The sequence below is a fragment of the Herbaspirillum sp. WGmk3 genome (assembly GCF_023952535.1).
GTDB lineage: Bacteria > Pseudomonadota > Gammaproteobacteria > Burkholderiales > Burkholderiaceae_D > Herbaspirillum > Herbaspirillum huttiense.
On record NZ_JAKYWT010000001.1, the window covers coordinates 1,212,158 to 1,233,340 of the forward strand.

The 21,183-nt window shown below is 56.1% G+C and carries 22 protein-coding genes; 11 read left to right on the forward strand and 11 right to left on the reverse strand.

Annotated elements, in window-relative coordinates; translation table 11 throughout:
* The first annotated feature begins 192 nt into the window (after positions 1-192).
* Complete coding sequence (locus tag MKD49_RS05315) at positions 193-1,140, forward strand: LysR substrate-binding domain-containing protein (RefSeq protein ID WP_252695656.1); 948 nt, start codon at positions 193-195, stop codon at positions 1,138-1,140.
* A 36-nt stretch (positions 1,141-1,176) separates the two neighbouring features.
* Here the strand turns inward: MKD49_RS05315 and MKD49_RS05320 are convergent, their stop codons facing one another.
* The 6 genes from MKD49_RS05320 to ugpB form a co-directional block, all read right to left on the reverse strand.
* Positions 1,177-1,521: a DUF86 domain-containing protein gene (locus MKD49_RS05320; protein WP_338033861.1), complete on the reverse strand. Its 345-nt coding sequence runs from the start codon at positions 1,519-1,521 to the stop codon at positions 1,177-1,179.
* A 14-nt stretch (positions 1,522-1,535) separates the two neighbouring features.
* Positions 1,536-1,826, reverse strand: a complete 291-nt coding sequence (locus MKD49_RS05325) for a nucleotidyltransferase family protein (RefSeq protein ID WP_034341294.1) — start codon at positions 1,824-1,826, stop codon at positions 1,536-1,538.
* Between the two features lie 90 nt (positions 1,827-1,916).
* Positions 1,917-3,011 carry a sn-glycerol-3-phosphate import ATP-binding protein UgpC gene (locus MKD49_RS05330; RefSeq protein ID WP_252695657.1) on the reverse strand — a complete coding sequence of 365 codons (1,095 nt, stop codon included), beginning with the start codon at positions 3,009-3,011 and terminating at the stop codon, positions 1,917-1,919.
* Positions 3,012-3,045: 34 nt separating this feature from the next.
* The gene (ugpE, locus tag MKD49_RS05335) at positions 3,046-3,897 is read right to left on the reverse strand and encodes a sn-glycerol-3-phosphate ABC transporter permease UgpE (RefSeq protein WP_034341291.1); all 852 of its coding nucleotides are present in this window, start codon (positions 3,895-3,897) and stop codon (positions 3,046-3,048) included.
* 52 nt (positions 3,898-3,949) lie between these two features.
* A complete protein-coding gene (ugpA, locus tag MKD49_RS05340) occupies positions 3,950-4,834 on the reverse strand; it encodes a sn-glycerol-3-phosphate ABC transporter permease UgpA (RefSeq protein ID WP_088755676.1) in 885 nt (294 codons plus the stop codon).
* 175 nt (positions 4,835-5,009) lie between these two features.
* Positions 5,010-6,323, reverse strand: a complete 1,314-nt coding sequence (ugpB, locus tag MKD49_RS05345) for a sn-glycerol-3-phosphate ABC transporter substrate-binding protein UgpB (protein WP_252695658.1) — start codon at positions 6,321-6,323, stop codon at positions 5,010-5,012.
* Positions 6,324-6,619: 296 nt separating this feature from the next.
* On the opposite strand from ugpB, the gene ubiA reads away from it, so the two are divergent.
* Positions 6,620-7,474 (forward strand): 4-hydroxybenzoate octaprenyltransferase, encoded by an 855-nt coding sequence (ubiA, locus tag MKD49_RS05350; RefSeq protein WP_252695659.1) that lies wholly within the window; start codon positions 6,620-6,622, stop codon positions 7,472-7,474.
* 64 nt (positions 7,475-7,538) lie between these two features.
* Positions 7,539-8,198 (forward strand): thiopurine S-methyltransferase, encoded by a 660-nt coding sequence (locus MKD49_RS05355; RefSeq protein WP_252695660.1) that lies wholly within the window; start codon positions 7,539-7,541, stop codon positions 8,196-8,198.
* 7 nt (positions 8,199-8,205) lie between these two features.
* Here the strand turns inward: MKD49_RS05355 and MKD49_RS05360 are convergent, their stop codons facing one another.
* The 4 genes from MKD49_RS05360 to MKD49_RS05375 all read right to left on the reverse strand — a co-directional run bounded on the left by MKD49_RS05360 (position 8,206) and on the right by MKD49_RS05375 (position 10,852).
* On the reverse strand, positions 8,206-8,433 hold the full coding sequence (locus MKD49_RS05360) for a hypothetical protein (protein ID WP_134136588.1): 228 nt from the start codon (positions 8,431-8,433) through the stop codon (positions 8,206-8,208).
* Between the two features lie 61 nt (positions 8,434-8,494).
* The gene (locus tag MKD49_RS05365; RefSeq protein ID WP_252695661.1) at positions 8,495-9,253 is read right to left on the reverse strand and encodes a peptidoglycan DD-metalloendopeptidase family protein; all 759 of its coding nucleotides are present in this window, start codon (positions 9,251-9,253) and stop codon (positions 8,495-8,497) included.
* On the reverse strand, positions 9,253-10,065 hold the full coding sequence (proC, locus tag MKD49_RS05370) for a pyrroline-5-carboxylate reductase (protein WP_121043767.1): 813 nt from the start codon (positions 10,063-10,065) through the stop codon (positions 9,253-9,255). Before proC ends, MKD49_RS05365 begins: the two co-directional genes overlap by 1 nt.
* An 85-nt stretch (positions 10,066-10,150) precedes the next feature.
* Positions 10,151-10,852, reverse strand: coding sequence for a YggS family pyridoxal phosphate-dependent enzyme (locus tag MKD49_RS05375; RefSeq protein WP_252695662.1), 702 nt, complete (start codon positions 10,850-10,852; stop codon positions 10,151-10,153).
* Between the two features lie 72 nt (positions 10,853-10,924).
* Between MKD49_RS05375 and MKD49_RS05380 the strand changes: the two genes are divergently transcribed.
* The 8 genes from MKD49_RS05380 (at position 10,925) to MKD49_RS05415 (ending at position 20,319) form a co-directional block, all read left to right on the forward strand.
* Complete coding sequence (locus MKD49_RS05380) at positions 10,925-11,440, forward strand: type IV pilus twitching motility protein PilT (protein WP_252695663.1); 516 nt, start codon at positions 10,925-10,927, stop codon at positions 11,438-11,440.
* Positions 11,441-11,474: 34 nt separating this feature from the next.
* Positions 11,475-13,820 carry a hypothetical protein gene (locus MKD49_RS05385; RefSeq protein WP_252695664.1) on the forward strand — a complete coding sequence of 782 codons (2,346 nt, stop codon included), beginning with the start codon at positions 11,475-11,477 and terminating at the stop codon, positions 13,818-13,820.
* Complete coding sequence (locus MKD49_RS05390; protein ID WP_252695665.1) at positions 13,813-15,927, forward strand: hypothetical protein; 2,115 nt, start codon at positions 13,813-13,815, stop codon at positions 15,925-15,927. Before MKD49_RS05385 ends, MKD49_RS05390 begins: the two co-directional genes overlap by 8 nt.
* Positions 15,924-16,454 (forward strand): hypothetical protein, encoded by a 531-nt coding sequence (locus MKD49_RS05395; RefSeq protein ID WP_252695666.1) that lies wholly within the window; start codon positions 15,924-15,926, stop codon positions 16,452-16,454. The genes MKD49_RS05390 and MKD49_RS05395 overlap by 4 nt, the downstream gene beginning before the upstream one ends.
* A 6-nt stretch (positions 16,455-16,460) precedes the next feature.
* Positions 16,461-17,927, forward strand: a complete 1,467-nt coding sequence (locus MKD49_RS05400) for a tyrosine-type recombinase/integrase (RefSeq protein ID WP_252695667.1) — start codon at positions 16,461-16,463, stop codon at positions 17,925-17,927.
* 214 nt (positions 17,928-18,141) lie between these two features.
* Entirely contained in the window at positions 18,142-18,720 is a 579-nt protein-coding gene (locus MKD49_RS05405) for a M48 family metallopeptidase (protein WP_252695668.1), read from the forward strand.
* A 51-nt stretch (positions 18,721-18,771) separates the two neighbouring features.
* Entirely contained in the window at positions 18,772-19,893 is a 1,122-nt protein-coding gene (locus tag MKD49_RS05410) for a hypothetical protein (RefSeq protein ID WP_252695669.1), read from the forward strand.
* Between the two features lie 48 nt (positions 19,894-19,941).
* Positions 19,942-20,319: a hypothetical protein gene (locus MKD49_RS05415; RefSeq protein WP_252695670.1), complete on the forward strand. Its 378-nt coding sequence runs from the start codon at positions 19,942-19,944 to the stop codon at positions 20,317-20,319.
* 20 nt (positions 20,320-20,339) lie between these two features.
* On the opposite strand, the gene MKD49_RS05420 is transcribed toward MKD49_RS05415, so the two are convergent.
* Positions 20,340-21,182, reverse strand: coding sequence for a sigma-70 family RNA polymerase sigma factor (locus MKD49_RS05420; protein WP_252695671.1), 843 nt, complete (start codon positions 21,180-21,182; stop codon positions 20,340-20,342).
* Position 21,183: the final 1 nt, after the last annotated feature.

A 21,183-nucleotide genomic window follows, 5' to 3' on the forward strand; every position in this document is an offset into this window, starting at 1 on the left:
AAAAGTGCGTGACAACATACCTGCCCATTGTGACCAAGACATGACAGGCCGATAACATCAAAATCAAAGCCTGCCTGCGCTGGCGCATGCGCCTCCATCCTGCGCCATCTGGCGGGAAAGCGCCATGATGCCGCACAGAACCAGCCGGGCGAAAATACGCTATAGTCCCGAAAACGATTCCGGCATAACAGCATGACACTTACAGAACTCAAATACATCGTGGCCGTCGCGCGGGAAAAGCATTTCGGCCATGCAGCAGAAGCTTGTTTCGTCGCCCAGCCCACGCTGTCGGTGGCCATCAAGAAACTGGAAGATGAGTTGGGCGTGGTCATCTTCGAACGCGGCGGCACCGAGGTCTCGGTCACGCCGCTGGGCGCGCAGATCGTGGCCCAGGCCGAGCGCGTGCTGGAGCAGACTGCTGCCATCAAGGAAATCGCCAACCAGAACAAGGACCCGCTTTCCGGTCCCTTGCGCCTGGGCATCATCTACACGATCGGCCCCTACCTGCTGCCTTCGCTGGTCAAGACCATGATCGAGCGCGTGCCGCAGATGCCGCTGATCCTGCAGGAAAATTTCACCACGCGCCTGATCGAACTGCTGCGCCAGGGTGAACTCGATGCGGCCATCATGGCCCTGCCCTTCCCCGAGCACGGACTGAATGTGCTGCCGCTCTACGATGAAGAATTCATGGTGGCATTGCCGCGCCAGCACAAGTGGGCCGAGCGCAAGGAAATCGATGCCCGTGAACTCAAGAGCGAGACCATGCTGTTGCTGGGCAATGGCCACTGCTTCCGCGACCAGGTGCTGGAAGTGTGTCCGGAGATGTCGCGCTTCTCCACCAATGGCGATGGCATCGCCCGCACCTTCGAAGGCTCGTCACTGGAGACCATCCGTCACATGGTGTCTTCCGGCATCGGCGTGACCGTGCTGCCACGAGCCTCCATTCCCGATACCGATACGCGCGAAGGCATGGTGCGCTATGTGCCCTTCGTGGCGCCGGCCCCCTCGCGCCGCGTGGTCATCGCCTGGCGCAAGAGCTTTACGCGGCAGGCGGCCATCGATGCCGTGCATCAGGCGGTGCTGGCGTGCGATCTCAATGGCGTGGAGATGCTGGTGGGCGAAGCGGCGGCGGCCAACTAGGAGCTGTCACGCACACGCCATCAGATGTCAGCGCCATCAGGGCGCTGACAACGCCGTCCTCAAGGCATGGACGTCACGATACAGCGGGGGTAGATCGCGCTGTATGGTTTTCCAGACGACACCAACATCCACTTTGTCATATCCATGCGCGACACGGTTGCGCATCGTGTACATGATCATCCACGGAATATGGTCGTTGCGGGTGGCGAACTCCGGATCGACCCGCATGACGTTGTTGGCGGCCTCGCCGATGATTTCGATATTGCGGATGACGGCATCCTGTACCAGCTCGCTGTCGAGGAAGACCGTTTCCACCATATCGGCCGTATAGCGCTCGATGCGCGCTATGGCCTCAAGAATGTGGTCGAGATAATCGGGCACACGCCCGGACCTGTTCATACCGGCCGGGCCTCCGCCAGAATCCGGCTGCGGGCAGCCTCGGGCAGTGCCTTGGGCGTCAGTACGTCGACCGTCACCCCCAACAAGCGCTGCAGTTCTACCTGAATGGCGGCGACGTCCATGAGCGTCGTCTCCGGCGTCGGATCGATGAGGAGATCGAGATCACTGCTCTGGGTATCCTCTCCATGCAGGACCGAACCAAATATCCTGGCGTTGCGCGCGTGATGCGCTTCCACGACTTGCCGGATGGCAGCGCGATGAGAGGCAAGGGCTTCAGAAGGTTTCATGGTGTGATCTTCCTCGGTAAGGCGTTCATCATAGGTGAAGCCCGGAGCAGAGGCAACCGGCCCTGCTCTGCGCCACAACGCCCCAGCAGCTCAACCCAAACGCTTGGTCGTCGTCACATCAAACCAATGCACATCCCCCGCCCCAAACGACGCCCCGATGCGCTGACCGGTGCTGACCGGCACATTGGCCGGGCAACGCAGCACCAGCGATTGTCCGCCGCAGCGCGCATGCACCAGCAATTCCGCACCCAGCGCTTCGACCAGCTCCACCTCCAATGACAGCTGCGCAGCCGAGCCGTCGAGGATGGGCAGCAGGTGTTCCGGGCGCACGCCCAGGATGCGCTCCTGGCCGGCCGCACCGGTCACCGGCTGCGGCAGGCGCACGGTAGCGGTGGCCTCGCCCTTGCTGGCCTCGAAGCTGGCCCCGTCGGCCGACAGGCTGCCCTGCAGCAAATTCATCGGCGGTGAACCGATGAAACTGGCCACGAAGGTGGTGGCCGGACGGGCATAGACTTCAGCCGGGGTGCCGATCTGTTCGGCCACGCCGCGATTCATCACGATCATCCGCTGGCCCAGGGTCATGGCCTCGACCTGGTCGTGGGTCACATAGAGGCTGGTGGTGCGCAGGCTGGCATGCAGCTTCTGGATTTCCAGCCGCATCTGCACGCGCAGCTTGGCGTCCAGGTTGGAGAGCGGTTCGTCGAAGAGGAACACGGCGGGCTTGCGCACGATGGCGCGGCCCATCGCCACGCGCTGGCGCTGGCCACCGGAAAGCTGGCGCGGCGTGCGTTCCAGCAGCGCGCCCAGTTCCAGGATGGCGGCGGCACGCTGCACGCGCTCGTCGATCTCGGTCTTGGACAGGCCCTGGATCTTCAGGCCATACGCCATGTTCTGGTACACCGTCATGTGCGGATACAGCGCATAGTTCTGGAACACCATGGCGATGTCGCGCTCCTTGGGTTCCAGGTCATTGACCACGCGCTTGCCGATGACGATCTGCCCGCTGCTGACTTCTTCCAGCCCGGCGACCATGCGCAGCAGCGTGGATTTGCCGCAGCCCGAGGGCCCGACCATGACGATGAATTCGCCATCGGCGATGTCGGCATCGATGCCATGGATCACGTCGACGGCCTTGGTGCCGGCGCCATAAGTCTTGCGGACTTGCTTGAGATGGATTGCTGCCATGATTGTCAGTCTCTAACTCTCGGAATGATATAAATTATTTCTCGGAATCAACCAGGCCCTTGACGAACCATTTCTGCATCACCACCACCACCAGCCCGGGCGGGAGCATGGCCAGGATCATGGTGGCCATCACCAGGTTCCACTCCACCGCCGAATCACCGCCGGAGATCAGCGTCTTGATGCCGATGCCGATGGGATACATGCTGGTGTCGGTGGCGATGATGAGCGGCCACAGGTACTGGTTCCAGCCATAGATGAACATGATCACAAACAGCGCGATGACGTTGGTGCGCGACAGCGGCCACAGCACATCCTTGAGGAAGCGCAGCGGCCCGGCCCCGTCGATGCGCGCAGCTTCGGCCAGTTCATCGGGCACCGTCAGGAAAAACTGGCGGAACAGGAAGGTGGCTGTGGCCGATGCGATCAGCGGCACACTCAGGCCTGCATAGCTGTTGAGCATGCCCAGATCGGACACCACCTGGTAGGTCGGCGTAATACGCACTTCCACCGGCAGCATCAGCGTGACGAAGATCATCCAGAAGAACAGCCCGCGCCCCGGAAAACGGAAATACACGATGGCAAAGGCTGACAGCATGGAGATGGAGATCTTGCCGATGGCGATGATGAGCGCCGTGGCCAGGCTCACCCACAGCATGTTGAGCACGGGCGGTGCGGTCACCTGCCCGGCCGCGCCCTTGAAGAGCACGGCGCTGTAGTTGTTGATGAATTCACCGCCCGGCACCAGCGACAGCGGCGACAGGGCCGACTGCTCGGCAGTCTGCGTGCTGGCCACGAAGGCGACATACAGCGGGAAGAACACGATCAGCACACCCAGCACCAGGACCACGTGGCTGAGGAAATCGAGGACGGGACGGCGTTCGATCATGCGGCCACCTCTGCAGTGAGGAAGATCAGGAAAGCGTTGTTGAGGATGGGCATCATGCGTATTGCACCTTCTTTTCAACGTACTTGAACTGCACCACGGTCAGCAGGATCACCAGTGCCATGAGTACCACCGATTGCGCCGCCGAGCCGCCCAGGTCGCCGCCCTTGAAGCCATCGGTGAAGACCTTGTAGACCAGGATCTCGGTATCCTTGCCGGGACCGCCGTGGGTAGTGGCGTCGACGATGACGAAAGTATCGAAGAAGGCATAGACCACGTTGACCACGAACAGGAAGAAGGTGGTCGGCGAGATCAGCGGGAAGACGATGGTGAAGAAGCGCTTGACCGGACCCGCACCATCGATGGCGGCCGCTTCGATGAGCGACTTGGGAATCGATTGCAGGCCGGCCAGGAAGAACAGGAAGTTGTAGCTGATCTGCTTCCAGATGGCGGCAATGACGATGAGGATCATGGCGTGCGTGCCATTGATCATGTAATCCCACGGCAAACCCAGCCAGGCCAGCACGTGAGAGAGGATGCCCAGCGAGGGACTCAGCAGGAACATCCACAGCACCCCCACCACCACCGGCGAGACCGCATAGGGCCAGATCAGGAAGGTCTTGTAGACCGAAGCGCCCCGGCGCACGCGGTCGGCGAAGACCGCCAGCAGCAGCGAGAGCGCCAGCCCGAAGAAGGCCACCAGCGCCGAGAAGAGCGCAGTGGTGCGGAAGGATTCGAGATAGGTCGGATCGGCAAAGAGCGTCTTGAAATTGTCGAACCAGACGAATTCGGAATAGCCGCCGAAGGCATCCTGCAGCAGCATGGACTGATACAAAGCCTGGATGGCCGGCCAGAAAAAGAACAGCAAAGTGATGATGATCTGCGGTGCCACCAGCAGATAAGGCAACCACTTCGAAGTGAATCGCGCGCGTTTTTCCACGATCGTTCCAGCCAGGGATCGCCTGGCCGCAGAAGTTGAATGAATCGGAAACGGATGTCAGCTTGCCGACATCCCAAAACGGAAGCCGGCGCTGCCCTCCGCGATCACGGAGCACACCGCCGGTTCCTGCCCCGTCACCGCGTTCAGGCGGGACGGGAGGTGTTGCTGATGAGACTTACTGGTTGCCCTTGTTGGCCTTCTCGAAGCGGGCCAGCAGTTCGTCGCCGCGCTTGACGGCGGAGTCCAGGGCTTCCTTGGCGGTCTTCTTGCCGGTCCAGACGTTTTCCAGTTCCTCGTCGAAGACGGTACGGACCTGGGCGTAATTGCCCAGACGCAGGCCGCGCGACTTCTCGGTGGTCTTGACGATCATCTGCTTGACGGCAACATCGGTGCCCGGGTTGCGCTCATAGAAACCGGAGCTCTTGGTCAGCTCGTAGGCGGCCTTGGTGACCGGCAGGTAGCCGGTGTCCTGGTGCCACTTGGCGGCCACTTCCGGCTTGGACAGGTAGCTGAAGAACTTGGCCACGCCCTTGTACTCTTCGCCCTTCTTGCCGTTCATGACCCACAGCGAGGCACCGCCGATGACGGTGTTCTGCGGTGCGCCCTGCACGTCGTTGTAATACGGCAGGGTGGCCACGCCGAACTTGAACTTGGCGTTCTTGCGGATATCCGCATAGGCCGAGGACGAACCGGTGATGATGGCGCACTCGCCCGCATTGAACTTGGCATTGGCCTCGTCCTTGCGGCCGGCGTAGGTGAAGTAGCCCTGCTTGGCCCAGTTCGACAGGTTCTCGATGTGGCGCACGTGCAGCGGGCTGTTCATCTTCAGACGGGCATCGAGGCCGCCGAAGCCGTTGTTCTTGGTGGCCAGCTCAACGTTGTGCCAGGTTGAAAACGATTCCAAATGCACCCAGGATTGCCAGGTCGTGGTGTAAGCACACGAGGCACCGCTGGCCTTGATCTTGGCGGCCATGCCGACGAATTCCTGCCAGGTGACGGGCGGCTTTTCAGGATCCAGACCGGCCTTGGCGAACATGTCCTTGTTGTAGAACATGATGGTGGTGGAGCTGTTGAAGGGGAAGGACATCATGCCCTTCGGGGTCGAGTAGTAACCGGCCACCGCAGGCACGTAGGCGTTCTGGTCGAACTTCTCGCCAGCCTGCTGCATCACTTCATACACCGGCTTGACCGCGCCCTTGGCGTAGATCATGGTGGCGGTGCCCACTTCGAACACCTGCAGGATGCTGGGCGCATTGCCGGCACGATAGGCGGCGATGGCAGCCGACATCGATTCGTCGTAGGTCCCCTTGTAGACCGGCACGATCTTGTAATCGCCCTGGGTCTTGTTGAAGTCGTCGGCCAGGGCATTGACGCGTTCGCCCAGGGCGCCGGTCATGGAATGCCACCAGGTGATCTCGGTTGCAGCGAAGGCAGAGGAAGTGATCGTCGCCAGGACACCGGTCGCGATCAGCGTTTTCATCATGTTCATCAGAGGGGACCTCTCGAAAAAAGGGGTTTTGATGCTAACAACGCTCCATGACAGCCGCGTTACATTAGCCGTACTGCCGGCTTTGGGCAAAAGAAATGCATGTGGCCGTGCAGCACGAAACCCGGGGGATGTCTTGGAAAATAAGAATTCGTTTTTATAAGTTCTGCTGATGTGTAGCACACCGCATCCACTGTCAGCACTTTGTCAGCTCATCAGCAAACAAGCCTTGAAAAGCACGACAGTGCGGAAACGGCGACGCGAATTATAATGCGGACTTTCGATTTTGCGGACATTCCATGGACAGGCTCAGGCTTTACGCGCTGCTGGTGCGCGCCCACAAACCCATCGGCATCCTGCTCTTGCTGTGGCCCACGCTCATTGCACTGTGGCTGGCCTCGGGCGGCGTTCCCGACTGGCGCATTCTGGTGATTTACGTGCTGGGTACGGTGCTGATGCGTTCGGCCGGCTGCGCCATCAACGACTATGCCGACCGCGACTTCGACCGGCACGTCAAGCGCACCGAACAGCGCCCCCTCACCTCCGGCAAGATCAAATCGTGGGAAGCGCTGATGGTGGCCGGGGTGCTGGCGCTGGTGTCCTTCCTGCTGATCCTGCCGCTCAATGCGCTGACGCTGCAACTGTCGGTGGCAGCCGTGATCATTGCGGGCAGCTATCCGTACTTCAAGCGTTTCTTCGCCATCCCCCAGGCTTACCTGGGCATCGCCTTCGGCTTCGGCATTCCCATGGGATTTGCCAGCGTGACCGGCAGCGTGCCGCTGGCGGCCTGGGTGCTGCTGGTGGCCAACATCTTCTGGGCAGTGGCCTATGACACCGAGTATGCGATGGTGGACCGGGACGACGACCTGAAGATCGGCATCAAGACCTCGGCCATCACCTTTGGCCGCTACGATGTCGCAGCCATCATGCTGTGCTACGTGGCGGCGCTGGCGCTGATCTGGGTGGTCGGCCTGCAATACGGACTGGGCCTGTGGTTCACGACAGGCATGCTGGTGGCCTGCGGCTTTGCCGTGTATCACTACACCCTGATCCGCGAACGCGACCGCATGCGCTGCTTCGCGGCCTTCAACAACAACAACTGGCTGGGTGCGGCGATCTTCGCCGGTGTCGCGCTCGATTACCTGATGCGCTGATGTGCTGATGCATTGATGCCAGGCAGGCCCTGCGGCTGCCTGGCGAAAATTCAAAGGAAACGGGATGAAAGCGGAATTTTGGCTGGAACGCTGGCGCGACGGACGCACGCATTTTCACCAGTCGCGGGTGACGCCGCTGCTGCAGAAATACTGGCCGCAACTGGCGCTGCCGGCCAGTAGCACGGTGCTGGTGCCCTTGTGCGGCAAGTCGCTGGACATGCTGTGGCTGGCCGAACAGGGCCATCGCGTGCTGGGGGTGGAGTTGTCGGAACTGGCCATTACCCAGTTCTTCAGCGAACATCAACTGTCCCCGCTGGTGCATGACAGCGCGCAGGGCCGCCATTACGTGGCGGGACAGATCGAACTGATCTGCGGCGACATCTTCGCGCTGGAGGATGCCACCCTGGCCAGCTGTGCGGGTGCCTACGACCGCGCCGCCCTCATCGCCCTGCCCCCGGACATGCGTGCGCGCTACGTGGAAGAAATCTATGGACGGCTGCCAGCCCAGGCACGCAGCCTCCTGATCACGCTGGAATACGATCAGGAAAAAATGGAAGGCCCGCCGTTCTCGGTGGCCGAAGAAGAAGTGTTGCGCCTCTACGCATCGCACAGCGAGGCAGTGGCCATCGACCGGCGCGATATCCTGGAGAAGGAACCCAAGTTCCTGGAGCGCGGATTGCGGGCGCTGGATACGGTGGTTTATCGCTTGCAGCGCAAGGGCTGACGTCCCCTCACACCTCAGCCGTCGTCCTCACCACCGTCACCCGGCTGATGAGGAACTCCCCCTCCACCACTACCCGAAACGGCACCCCGGCCACGTTGAAGCCGGGGCCGCCCTCGTCGTCCCAGACCTGGGCCAAGGCGTCGAATTCGCGCGGAGTCATCTGCAGCATCTGTGCGCTGATGACGAAGGTGGCGCCGGTCTTCTGCCGGCGCACGATGTCTTCCAGTTTGGCCATGTGAATTCCTGATTCTTGAGATGGCGTCAAGGGCGGCACGCGCAGATGCGCGGCCGCTGCCTCAACGCGCCGGCAGCAGCGCCATCACGTTGACCGGCTTGCCGTTGCGGCGGATTTCGAAATACAGCTTGACCTTGTTGGTATCGCTGTTGCCCATGGTGGCGATCTGCTGGCCGCGCGTGACCATCTGGCCTTCCTTGACCGTGATCGTCGCATTGTGCGCATACACCGACAGCAGCTGCGGCGTGTGCTTGATGATCACCATGTTGCCGTAGCCGCGAATGCCATGCCCGGCATACGTCACCTTGCCCGCCGCAGCGGCCACCACCGTCTGGCCCTGGGTGCCGGCGATGTCGATGCCCTTCTTGTAGCTGTCAGCACTGGGCGCGGACTTGCCCTGCGTCGGCCACATCCAGTCCAGCTTGGCATCGGCCGGGGCCGGGGCATCGTCATCATCTTGCGACTTGGGCGCTGGTTTGGCGGCGGGCTTGCCGGCATTCTTGCGCGGTGTACTCTCCGCACCGGAAGAGGCGGACGCACGCGGCGTCTGCCCGGCACCGGTACGGGCCACCACTCCAGCCGGCGGGCGCACCAGGATGCGCTGGCCGACTTCGAGGTCATCCGGATTGCGCAGGCGGTTCCAGGTGCGCAGGTTGGCCGGGCTCTGGTCGAAGTCGCGGCCGATGCTGTAGAGCGTGTCGCCGCGCTTGACCGTGTAATAGCCCTCGCTGTCGGCCGTGGAGGCGCAGCCGGACAGCAGCAGCACGGACGCCAGCGGCAAGGCCGCCAGCAGGCCCAGGAAGCGGTCAGCCTGTCCCATCAGGCCTTGCCGAACTCGTCGCCCAGCTCTTTGCTGCGATGGGCGGCGGCTTGCAGGGCCTGCACGATGGCCCCCTTCACGCCCGATTGCTCCAGGCTGGTCAGCGCGGCATAGGTGGTGCCGCCCTTGGAGGTCACGCGCTCGCGCAGCGTGGCCACGGATTCATCGGAGCGGCGCGCCAGTTCGGTGGCGCCGGCGAAGGTCGCCTTGGCCAGTTGCAGGCCGTCTTCCGGCGACAGGCCCAATTGCGCTGCCGCCTGCTCCATCGCTTCGAGGAAGTAGAACACGTAGGCCGGACCGCTGCCGGAGACGGCGGTGACGGCGTCGAGCTTTTCTTCGCTGTCCAGCCACAGGGTCTCGCCCACGGCCTTGAGGATGGAATCGGCCTGCGCGCGCTGCAGGGTCGAGACCTGCGCATGCGGTACCACGCCCGAGATGCCCTTGCCGATCAGGGCCGGGGTATTGGGCATCGCGCGCACGATGGCCTGGTGGCCGTCCAGCCAGCGCGACAGGTCCACCATGCGGATGCCGGCGGCAATCGAGACGATCAGTTGGGCACCGATGAAGGGCTTCAAGCTGGCCACCACCTCGCGCATCTGCTGCGGCTTGACCGCCAGCACCACCACGTCCGCGTTGGCGAGGGTGCCATCGATGGACTGCGCGGTCGTCACACCGAACTTGTCCTTGAGCGCCTGCAGCGCATCGGCATTGAGATCGACCACGTGGATGTCTTCTGCCGCCGCGACCTTGCCGGCCAGTCCGCCGATCAATGCCGCTGCCATGTTGCCGCCGCCGATGAACGCTATCTTCACTTCCGCTCCTTGTGTCTTGTGTTGAGGCTTGATGATTGGGTAAAAAACTTCACAGGGGCCAAATCGCGCGGCCCCTCACGGGCCGTCACGCGTAATGCCGCGCCCCGAAGATGGCGCTGCCGACCCGCACGATGGTGGCCCCTTCGGCTACCGCTGCCTCCAGGTCGGCCGACATGCCCATGGACAGAGTGTCCAACGGCAGTCCGACTGTGCGCAATTGTTCATACAGGCCGCGAACCGCCGCAAAGGCGGCGCGCTGTTGCTTCATATCGTCGCTGGGGGCCGGGATCGCCATCAGGCCACGCAGGCGCAGCCGGGGCAATTGCGCCACCTGGGCCGCGACCTCGGGCAATTCCTCCGGGGTCAGGCCGCTCTTGCTGGCTTCGGCGCTGATGTTGACCTGCAGACAAATGTTAAGTGCGCCCAGTTCCTCAGGCCGCTGTTCCGACAGGCGCTGGGCGATCTTGAGACGGTCCACCGAATGCACCCAGTCGAAGTGCTCGGCGATGGGCCGGGTCTTGTTGCTCTGGATGGGGCCGATGAAATGCCATTGCAGTGGCGTATCCGGCACCAGGGCGGGCAGCGCGGCGATCTTGTCGAGCGCTTCCTGCAAATAATTTTCGCCAAAGGCGCGCTGGCCGGCGGCCACTGCTTCGGCCACCGCCTCCGGTCCAAAGGTCTTGGAAACGGCCAGCAGTTGCACCGAGGATGGAGCCCGCCCGGCCTGGCCGGCAGCCTGGGCGATCTGTTGTTGCACGTGTTGCAAGTGTTGAGCGATTGACGACATAATCCGGGAGCCGGAAGGGGCAGCCTGCAGGGAGATAACGATATTGTTGGTCCAACCTTGCCGGGATTATAAATGGACATTGCCACCCTACTGGCATTTGCCGTCAGGAATCAGGCTTCCGATCTGCATCTTTGTGCGGGGCTCGCGCCCTTGCTGCGGGTCCACGGGGCCATTCGCCGCATCAACCTGCAGCCGCTGGACGGCGCTCACCTGCAGCAATCCCTGCTGGCGGTGATGCCCGCGCCCCTGCAGCCGCACTACCGCGCCGGGACCGATTGCGACTTCGCCCTGGCGCTGCCGGGACTGGGCCGCTTCCGCATCCACGCCTTCCACCAGCAACGCGGCCCGGCCGCCGCCATCCGCCCGCTGGGCCAGCAGCCGCCGGCACTGCCCGAGTTGCACGCACCGCCCGCCTGTGCCGAACTGGCCACCCGCCCGCATGGCCTGGTGCTGGTGAGCGGACCGACCGGGTCGGGCAAGAGCAGCACGCTGGCGGCCATGGCCAGGCTCATCAATGAAACCCGCCCGGTACACATCCTCACCCTCGAAGATCCATACTTTTTGCTTTGTGATATAACTTGTCCATAGCTTTAATATCCTTATGGAATATGGATTTTTCACAATGGATAATATGAATAATTATCACCCTCTCATCCGTTTCATTCCCGCATCCAAAGACATGCCAAGATGCAACATTGATGACGAAGTGGCATCAGCATTCCACGATTGCGCAAAACGCCTAGACCCCAATAGGCTTCTAGAGTGCGAGGTTGTACTTCGACTTCTAGACTGCTTTTTGCAGGTAACAGGAAGTGGTCAACTCTCGCTTGCGCGACTCCAGACACCAGATTTCGCGCGCATCTATGTTTTATTCGCAGGAGCCCTCTATTCGGAGCGATTCTTAAGCGTACGAATCAGCCGAAGTACGGCTATTTTTCGGATCTTCGAACGGTATGTTGACGCGCTACGAGAGCAATATCCGACGATTCCAACGCTGAAAATAAAGAGAACATATCGTGCCCCACTTACTCAGTCCCTCATCGAGTGTGTTGCGAAATTTGAAGAAATAGAGTGGGTTGAGGAAAGGGCGTATGTTTGGCATGGATGGGCGGCGCAGAATGGAAACGGCCGTCTCTCATTTTTTCAATTTCACCCCATATATCTTAGACTTGGACGCGAGTTCACGGATCAGTTGCATTCGGCCTACCGACTTTTTGTCAGCGGACGTCGTGACAGCCCTCCGCTCTTGGTTAAGGAACTCGCTCGTTTTATCTCAACCTACGAAGGCGAACTTACCCCTGCTCACTTCAAGTCTCCTAGTTTCATGACGGAATTTTGGAGGAAATTTGCACTGTTTTTTGTCAGTGAAGTTGCCGAAAAGGGCCAAAGCGTCGTAGTTGCCATTTCCACCTGGCGTCGCCGATTTGTTTCATTCGCGAAAAACTATTTGGAAGCCCCTGGGATTGTTGCCCGCACTTTGGGTGATTTTCCCTGCCCCCCAAAGCGACATCCCGTCCCCGCCCATACACATATCAAAATAGATCCATCTGGCGCGGAAGTTAAAACAAAGCTACTAACCCCGGTCCCATTGCATGTGACGGATACACAAGCCATGGAGATTCTGTTCCAGAGAATCGAAAAGGACCTCAACACTGTCATTCAATGGGCAAGGCACGAAATATCGGACATATGGGCTAGATACACCAACAGAATCCAACTTGCCAAGTTAGGTACTGCCAGAACGATCAATCTGGACAAGCGATACAAGATAGTTGAAAGCGAGGAATCTCTTGTTGCGCTGGAGAATCCAATGCACTTAGCCAATGCTTGCGCCACTTTTGAGAAGCATGGGTACCTTCACATCGACGATATAGCCGCTCTACATCGCATCTATCCGCTAGGCTCATCCGAAATGGCCCGACTATTTGCGCTACCAACGACAATAGCGCTTTTCCCGCATTGCACTCTCTTGACGGCCTTGCACCCCAAAATAACATCGAGCTTTCTGGAGAGGCTCGAGCTGTATTCGCCATCAGGACAAATGATTGGTCATGAACACACCAACGACACGCATTATCTAGTCTCCGTCAAGCCGAGAATTCGTGATGACACTCTCAAAGAACAACGAATAGAACTTACTGCAGAGAGCAATGAGGTCGTCCGACAAATTATCGAATTGACCATGCCACTTAGAACATATTTAAAGAAAAAGGGAAAAGATGAATGGCGCTTTCTTCTCCTGAGCTGCGGAGAGGGATTTGGACGGCCATGCTCAGTACCTCCCTTGAGTGCCTACGCTAGCAGGCCTGAGCGCCATGAACCATTACTCGACAGCTTCATGACTTCAACCGGTGCAAGTCGCGAATATGCAAACGAACTATTAGAGCACTTCTCTGTAGCCAAAGTACGAGCGAGCTCTGGATTGTTAGTTTTTTTGAGAACTGGGGACATGCGGAAGATGGCGGAAGCATTAGGCCACAAAAAACTGTCCGCCAACCTGCTCGATCATTATCTTCCTCGCCCTATCCGAGACTTTTTTCAAGAACGATGGATCAGAGTATTTCAACAAGCGTTGGTCGTTGAGGCGCTACAAGACAGCGAATATGTTCTGAAGGCCACACGCTTTTCAAACATGAATGAACTCAATGAATTCCTTTCCAACCATGCTCTAAATATGCGCGGACACAGCACCACGCGCAAAGCAAGTCGAATCACTACACCAACCGCTGATGAAGTAATCATCAGCGTTAATACAGCGATTCTTACCGCCCTAGTCAGTCTCGAATCCGCAGTTTCTGCCGCAGTACGGCCCCCAAATCTGCTTGCTGAATACTGGGCGAATGTCACTCGAAGGCTTGTTGCCTTCATTGAGAGCAAGGAATGCCATCGCTCAGACCTTAGAGACTTTCTTTCGCGCGCAAGGGCCGCAGCAAGTCCCGACACTTTCTGCAAAATCATCCATGAGTAAATACTCGCGCACTCAATCCCCCGTTGACGACGAACTACAAAAATGGCTATCGGGGACAACTACCATCGACTATAAGCGACCATATTGGCTTATATCGGAGTTTGATGCTCCGCTGTGGGAACTTGCCTTAGGCAGTAAGAAGATTGCACTGGACTGGAACGTCCCCCTAGAAGATGGCAGTCGACTGACCGATTCAAAAAATCACTCGCTACTTGAGCTATTCAAACTCTGGATGTGCATCCAAGGTCACACCTCTCTGACTGGCGGAAGCATATATTCTCGGGGCACTATTGCTAAGAAAGTGGGACGTGTCGGCCGAATCATAGATTATTTTTTAATTAGGACAGAGTACTTTCAGCTTGGCCAGCACGGCCTTTCACTAGTCACGAGCTCCGACGTCCGTACACTTTACGTCACCCTTGCCTCCTCATGCGAAACCTCAGAGTCAATTTATGACTTCAATGAAACCCTACGCAAATACCTTCTTGAGGAAGGTCGAAAACTTTCCGCCGATCAGATAAGTCAAGCGATTTCCGATCAACCGTTAGTTGAGGAACTTTGTGTTCCAGCCAGCGACCGGCTTCTCTTTCCGGACGATAATGAGTTGATCAGCGCTCGATGCTATTTACAACTAAGTGGCCATTACCACCCCCATACCCAACAGAGGTTCATAGCATTCAGGAATTTCAAACGCCTAATACAAAAGCTCTATCCGAACGCACTTTGGGCCACCCGCTCGATAAACTCACGCCCCGACGAACTGTGGCTCTTGGCCTCGAATTGCTATTTCCGCGAATATGCTGGAGTCCCCGTTGCTACGTATGATCGAGAGCTACCGTCCTCGCAAACTGTCGACTATTGGAGAGATACTGTCTTCTCCCTGCTCCCGCTCTCCGAACTCGGCCATCAAGTGCCTCGCGAGCCTATCTCGGAAGGATGGCAATCAGGTGCAATCAAGCATCTGAACCTCGGGTCACCAGGTCGCTTCCGAACCTTGCCAGCTGAGTGGTACCTTGACTCCTTGCGAGAGTCTATTGAATTCACCCTAGCCTACGGTGAAGATCTCTTGAATAGCTACGTCAACCTCGTCTCTACCGCAATTAAGAGTGGCCTCAGCCTTCTCAAATTTGTTCAGCAGCATGGAATTGAAGCGCACCTAACACCCAAGCTCAGGGAATTGGGAGTCAAGGTCTGGGATGTTGGAAGTAGTGAGGGGCTAATTCGTCCACCGTTTTCGAAGGCGGGAGACTTTCCATCTGGATCAAAAAGTGCGTATTTTGAGCGTGTTCGGAAAAACGAGGGATTGTATGAATTGATACAAGTTTTGTATGGATGTATTGAGATTTGCGTCGGTCTCCTATGTGCGAGGCGAATTTCTGAGCTTTTGAATCTGTTACCTGGGCTGGCGTTAGATAAGACACGGCAGAACTTGGTTTTTGGCAATATGAAAACCGGCGCCGATGGAATGCGAGAAATGACCGCACGGCCGGCACCTCCCATCGTCGATACGATGATAGGAATGCTAGAGCGATTCCAGGAAGAGTTACGTAAGCATGGCGTATATGAATCCACCCGACCACTCTTCGCCCGACCAAGCCGATTTAACTTCGAATTTGACCACTCCCCACGTACATATGTAGACGCTACAGATCTGTTCTGCGACTACTTCGAAGCGCCCCTTGATGAAGAAGGCCGAAGATACTACATTCGGCAACATCAATTACGCCGCGGCTTTCCCATGCTCTTCTTCTGGCATCGCTCATATAAGGGGCTCGACACATTGACTTGGTTCCTTGGACAAAGCGATTCTGAGCAGATATACAGATATGTCCTCGATTCCACGCCAGGGGACGTACTTAAATGGAGCAAAGCAAAATACGGTGCTCAGATGCTGCAAGAGGATCCTTCTTACAGCGAAGATCTAGCTGACCTTATCGAAGAACATTTTGGCACAAGAAATTTTTCTGTTCTCGATTTTGAAGAGCTTGAGGAATACATTCACGATCTCATCGAAGATAGCACAGTTACCATTGAACCCCAGTTTTTCAGAACATCCGAAGGCACTGACTTTAATGTAATAACACACGTAAAAAGGATAGAAAAATGAGGACGGATTCACGCCTGCTAAAAAATACCAAGTCTATAAAAAAATTAAAACAATTTCTTGATTCAGTTTCTGAGAATCCTCAAAAGTATGCGCACGACGACAGAGTTATTAGCGCCCTTTCCTCTCAAGGAGCTCTGTCTAAATTATGTATAGCTGAGGAAGGAATCTTCTCTACATCGACCAACACACTAAAACGGATATCTGACAGCGAAATCGAGGGCGGATTTTCCACATTGGATGCTTTAAGAATTAGCGCAAAACGAGCAATTAGTGAATTAAAGGAGACTACCAAAATTCAGAGGCGGAATACACGAGAACAACTAGCTGAAGAGAAATCGAGACTTTTAGAAAAACTCCAACAAAGCCAACAAGATTGTTGGCGACTAACGGTCGCATTCAATAAAGCCATGAATCAAGGCCGTAGGTATGCATATAGCAGTGGCGATAAAACCATCATCGCGCTTTGTCTAAAAGAACAAAAGGAATTGAAGGCAATGTTCTCTCTCGTGACTCGCCCGGAAAAATAGGAAATCATGTCCACTAAATCTTTTCCAAAACTCTATTCTTTGACCGACTCGGAGTTCAAAGCGTACTCCTCGCTAACACATGATGGAAAAATTCTAACCACGCCAGCAGATAACATTCCTATGATTTTCTGGCCGGATGGCAGATGGTGCTTGGAGGCTAATTTATATATGGCCAAACTTTTTGATGCGGGCTTATCCAGAGATGAACGTGGTGGCACTTTACATACTTATGCAACTCAAATTAGTCACCTGCTCCGGTTCTGTTTCGGTCTTAAAAGCAAGAAGCCATATTTTTCGAGTGAAAGCAGCTTCTCCGGCACCAAAATCTGCCTCCATGAATTGACAGATAATGACTTTTCGACCTTCATATCAACTTTAATCGCAGAGAAAAAAAGTGAATCCGGTGCGGCAAAACGACAATCAAATTCGAATATCAATATCGGCCGACGCTGTCTGGAATTCCTGGAGTTCGTGGGAGAATTCCATCGTATAGAAAATTTTATTGGCCCTGGCGGGCAGATAGTAGCCGAGAAAAAAGTTACACACATACGCACTGCAGGCAAGATAGCTATTCGCAGCCGGTTTTATTGGCATCACCGCGCACTCCCTGTAGCAGGCCCGATGAAGCGAAGGCTACCTATTTCGGCTGACGCAATCGATAGTCTTCACCAAGTCGTTTATAAAATTAGCTCAACAACCTATCTGAGAAAGCGCCGATACTTGATGCTTACGTTACTCGAAGCAACAGGTGGCCGTCGTTCAGAAATCGCTTCGCTTACGATTGAAAGCGTACAAAAAGCAGCCTCTATGGAACAACCTTTTCTTGAACTTCCAACCAAAAAGAAAGGCGCATCCGCACCACCAACAAGATTCGTACCTATTCAACGAAGCGTATTCAACCAAATTGTAGAGTTTGTTGAAAAAAATCGGAAACCACTGATGCGCCGCCTCGGAAAGACGCGAGATGATCCCGGTGTAGTTCTAGTCAGTGAAACAGACGGGTCTCGTTTAACGGCAAACACGATAACCACAGAGATTTACCTCTTGCGCAAAGCAGCTGGGCTCGTAGGTCGCGCTCATCCGCACATGTTCAGGCACACATTCATTACGCGACTGTTCAAAGCGCTCGTAGAACAGCACAACTTTGGAAGAACAGAAGAATTACGTAATTATCTTTTCGACGGAGAGAAATTGAAAAGAGAGATCGCGGAATGGACTGGCCATAGCAATCTGCAATCTCTTGAAATCTATCTCCACTTGGCATTTGAAGGAACGAGCGACCACTCCTCCGCGATCGACACATTAGTGGCAGCAAGTGTCATAAAGAATGTGCTGCGCTCTATTTCCGAGACTCAAGAAGAATTAAAAAAGGTTACGACCAAATCAACATTAAAGAAATGTATTCAGTCGTTTAGTTCTCTGTTGAACAGCGCATGTAGCGACCTAGAAGCGATTCGCAGTGGAGATCGATAATATGGGCTTTATATCTGATACTACTACGCTATTGGATTGACCTGCGTCGGTAATTTGTAGCCAGTCAGGCAGTGAGTCGGTTGTCGATCATATTCGATTCCAGCTAGGCTCGACGGACAAACAGGCTCACACATTAATTATCGTTTTGATAATCCACTAAACTTTCACTTCTAACCGCGGATATAATCTAGAAACTACCACAGTGAGTTGAGTCATGTCGCAATCTGCCCTACCCCCGTTACTACAACGGGCCATTAGCGCCAGCAATGAGAACGATTCAGAGACAGCGTTAAACCTGTTATTCCAAGCGCGTAGCGAAGAGCCAGAGTCCGCATGGGCCTGCTTTCTCTTAGGAGGACACCTCGCGCAGGCCAAACGCTACACAGAAGCTGAAGAGCAATACATAAACGCAGTACTTCTGGATCCAGAGATGGTGATAGCTCGCTACGAATTAGGCACATTACAATTCACCTCTGGCCGTGCGCCTGCGGCTATGCTGTCCTGGCAGCCGCTGCTCACGTTACCCGACGATCACTATTTGAAGCAATTTGTTCTAGGATATGCCGCTTTAGCAGTCGATAATTTTGCTGAAGCGCTTATGCGTTTCGAAAGGGGTATCGCTGCTAATTCCGACAATGAGCCACTTAACGGCAACATTCGGCTACTCACGGAGCGTATTCGCTTGTTATCGGACGGCACCGAACAAGCCCCTAGGGATCTGCCGAACCGACCAGTTGCCGAGGGCGCTACTGAACACTTCCTTCTTTCAAGCTACGGCAAAAACGTACATTAACGGACGGTTGCATCACAGCTATCGCGCCAATGCTTGCCTCTACGCCAAGATATGACCAATCTTTCTGCTGCCACGACCGTTGACCAGTCTCCTTCTGTTCGTCTGGAGCGTTTATTAAACTTCCTTTCGAACGATCCAAGCAATATGACTTTGCGGGGAGAGGTTTTCGATACGGCGCTACAAGAAGGAAATCTTGTTCTTGCTGATAAACAGCTTGCCGTGGCAAAGCAGGCTGGCGACCATGCCGAATGGCAGATGCGTGAGGCCAATCTCGCCATTGCACAATCTCGGCTCGATGAGGCTGAGGGCATACTGCAGAAGCTTGAACAAATATATGGCCAACATCCTGCTATTTCCCAGAATCTCGGCTTTATTGCGGGTTTGCGGAGTGACCATCATGCTTGCCAAACTCTGATTTCCCAATGGGCCGACGTAGAAGCGACTGCAGATGTCCCTGCGGGATTGCAATCGATGTGGTTACGCTGCCTTCATCATCTTGGGGAACTTGAACGCGCGATGGTGTGGGCGCTGAAGCGCGAGGAGGCAGGTACTCTCGCTGCAGAAGCCATGGGCGTCGCTAGCCTGATTGCTATCGATAGCGAACAGATTCCTTCCGCCAAACGCTGGGCAGAAAACGCTCTCGCGACCCTTCCCCGATTGCATGAAGCGCAATTGTCTTATGCAACCGTGGCACTCGGGGACCGCGACAGCAATACAGCCCAGCAAACCGCGCGAGATATTCTGTCACGCACCCCAGGAAGCGGGCGTGCTTGGTCCATCCTTGGCCTAGCGCAAATGCTAGCATTTGATCTGCCTGCAGCGCGTGTCAGCTTGCAAAAGTCCGTTGAGTTCATGCCAAGCCATATCGGTACTTGGCACGGCCTTGCATGGTCATGCTTCTTGGCAAAAGACTATGTCGCCGCACAAGGTGCCTTTGAGGAGGCATTGGCCCGCAGCCATAATTTCAGCGAGACCCATGGCGGCTTAGCTGTGCTTGCTGCCGTCAACAAGCAGCGCGCGGCTGCGGAAGAGCATCTTCGCAGAGCATTTGGCTTGGATCCTCAGTGCATGACTGCTCAATACGCTCGTGCCATCTTGGACGGCACCCTCAAGGACGAGCAATCGGTGCATGCCTTAGCTCGAAAAATGATGCAGCAAAGCGGCGCAACCTAAGGTGCGTCTGAATGCTCGTCACTACGCTAGGCTCCCAATGATATTGCCATGACATCGGTTGACTCCATAAATCAGCTGGCAGGACTTATTCGCGGCCAAGTTGCAGCGCTGCGCCGCCCTGCCTCGCAATCACGGCGCACACCTACTGGTGCACGCCCACATGCCAAAGATGCACAACATCAAGACATCGCCAGCTTGGTCGCAAAGCGAGTGAATGTTATTGATGCAAATGATCCCCAACGCGAACGCAAGGCATTTAAGATTTTTCTGGAATCCGTGCTAATCGCAGAGCTGGGAGACGAGCTAGCCAACGACCCGGCTTTTTACGTCATGGTTGAGCAAGTACAACGCCAAATGGAAAGTGACGAGAGTCTTGCGGTGTCAATTCGAAAAGCCTGCCGTATTCTTCTCGGAGAGAAGATCTAATCGGCTTATGCCCGAGTAATTCATAGTAATAGGTCGAGCCCTCCACTGCCCTGGACTGAATGTCGCAATCGCTCAAGTGCCTGTTTATGGATTTGAGCAATACGGCCTTTAGATAGACCTAACATTGCCGCGATATCGATGAACGGCATTTCTTGCATGTAATGACAATGTACGACGGTTCGTTCCTGCTCCGATAAATCATCGACCAAGGCACGTACACGCAGTCGTAACTGCTTCAACTCTACATGCTGGTAATACCCATGACGTTCATCGAGCTCGGTCGATCCCTCGATCATGCCGGTGCCATCGAGAAGATACGCCAAAGCCAGCCCAATACCGACATCTGCCAATTCTCGAAACAGTGTGTCAGTAGTGTCTTTACCTTGCTTCTTTTCTGATGACTTAAGCGACTCTTGGCGTTCAGCCTGCAATTTCTTCCGAACAGAAATCTGCTGCTGTTTTTCTGTGACGAGCTCCAATCCATTGAGAATGGCACCGTGCATCCTACGCGCCGCAAACGTCTTAAAACCGGCACCGAGTCCGGGATCATAGCGATCAATAGACTCCAGCAAGCCAACTGAAGCGAACTGCAGATACTCCGCGAACTCAATTTCGTCATGAAAACGGCGTCGATAGTATGACGCCGCTACAATACGTGCATAAGGGAGGTAGTGCTCTACCAGACGTGCGCGAGCGCTAGCGTCCTGCCTCATTCGCCAAGCGCCCCAGAGCAATTTTTCTCCGCTAAGCGTTGGCCCCAGGCCATCGCCCTCTTCCAGCAAGCCGGTCGGTTCGAATGCAGAGATATCCGACGGCAACTCCACGTCGTCGATCGAAGAATAAAGAGGGCCGCGCATCTGCATT

Coding starts and splice junctions, on each gene's coding strand:
- MKD49_RS05390 (WP_252695665.1), top strand. CDS start 13,813: ATGAGTAAATACTCGCGCACTCAATCCCCCGTTGACGACGAACTACAA.
- MKD49_RS05375 (WP_252695662.1), bottom strand. CDS start 10,852: ATGTCGTCAATCGCTCAACACTTGCAACACGTGCAACAACAGATCGCC.
- MKD49_RS05365 (WP_252695661.1), bottom strand. CDS start 9,253: ATGGGACAGGCTGACCGCTTCCTGGGCCTGCTGGCGGCCTTGCCGCTG.
- ugpE (WP_034341291.1), bottom strand. CDS start 3,897: ATGATCGAACGCCGTCCCGTCCTCGATTTCCTCAGCCACGTGGTCCTG.
- ugpB (WP_252695658.1), bottom strand. CDS start 6,323: ATGAACATGATGAAAACGCTGATCGCGACCGGTGTCCTGGCGACGATC.
- MKD49_RS05395 (WP_252695666.1), top strand. CDS start 15,924: ATGAGGACGGATTCACGCCTGCTAAAAAATACCAAGTCTATAAAAAAA.
- MKD49_RS05385 (WP_252695664.1), top strand. CDS start 11,475: ATGGATAATATGAATAATTATCACCCTCTCATCCGTTTCATTCCCGCA.
- MKD49_RS05405 (WP_252695668.1), top strand. CDS start 18,142: ATGTCGCAATCTGCCCTACCCCCGTTACTACAACGGGCCATTAGCGCC.
- MKD49_RS05355 (WP_252695660.1), top strand. CDS start 7,539: ATGAAAGCGGAATTTTGGCTGGAACGCTGGCGCGACGGACGCACGCAT.
- MKD49_RS05360 (WP_134136588.1), bottom strand. CDS start 8,433: ATGGCCAAACTGGAAGACATCGTGCGCCGGCAGAAGACCGGCGCCACC.
- MKD49_RS05415 (WP_252695670.1), top strand. CDS start 19,942: ATGACATCGGTTGACTCCATAAATCAGCTGGCAGGACTTATTCGCGGC.
- MKD49_RS05380 (WP_252695663.1), top strand. CDS start 10,925: ATGGACATTGCCACCCTACTGGCATTTGCCGTCAGGAATCAGGCTTCC.
- ubiA (WP_252695659.1), top strand. CDS start 6,620: ATGGACAGGCTCAGGCTTTACGCGCTGCTGGTGCGCGCCCACAAACCC.
- MKD49_RS05410 (WP_252695669.1), top strand. CDS start 18,772: ATGACCAATCTTTCTGCTGCCACGACCGTTGACCAGTCTCCTTCTGTT.
- MKD49_RS05325 (WP_034341294.1), bottom strand. CDS start 1,826: ATGAAACCTTCTGAAGCCCTTGCCTCTCATCGCGCTGCCATCCGGCAA.
- MKD49_RS05330 (WP_252695657.1), bottom strand. CDS start 3,011: ATGGCAGCAATCCATCTCAAGCAAGTCCGCAAGACTTATGGCGCCGGC.
- MKD49_RS05420 (WP_252695671.1), bottom strand. CDS start 21,182: ATGCAGATGCGCGGCCCTCTTTATTCTTCGATCGACGACGTGGAGTTG.
- MKD49_RS05315 (WP_252695656.1), top strand. CDS start 193: ATGACACTTACAGAACTCAAATACATCGTGGCCGTCGCGCGGGAAAAG.
- MKD49_RS05400 (WP_252695667.1), top strand. CDS start 16,461: ATGTCCACTAAATCTTTTCCAAAACTCTATTCTTTGACCGACTCGGAG.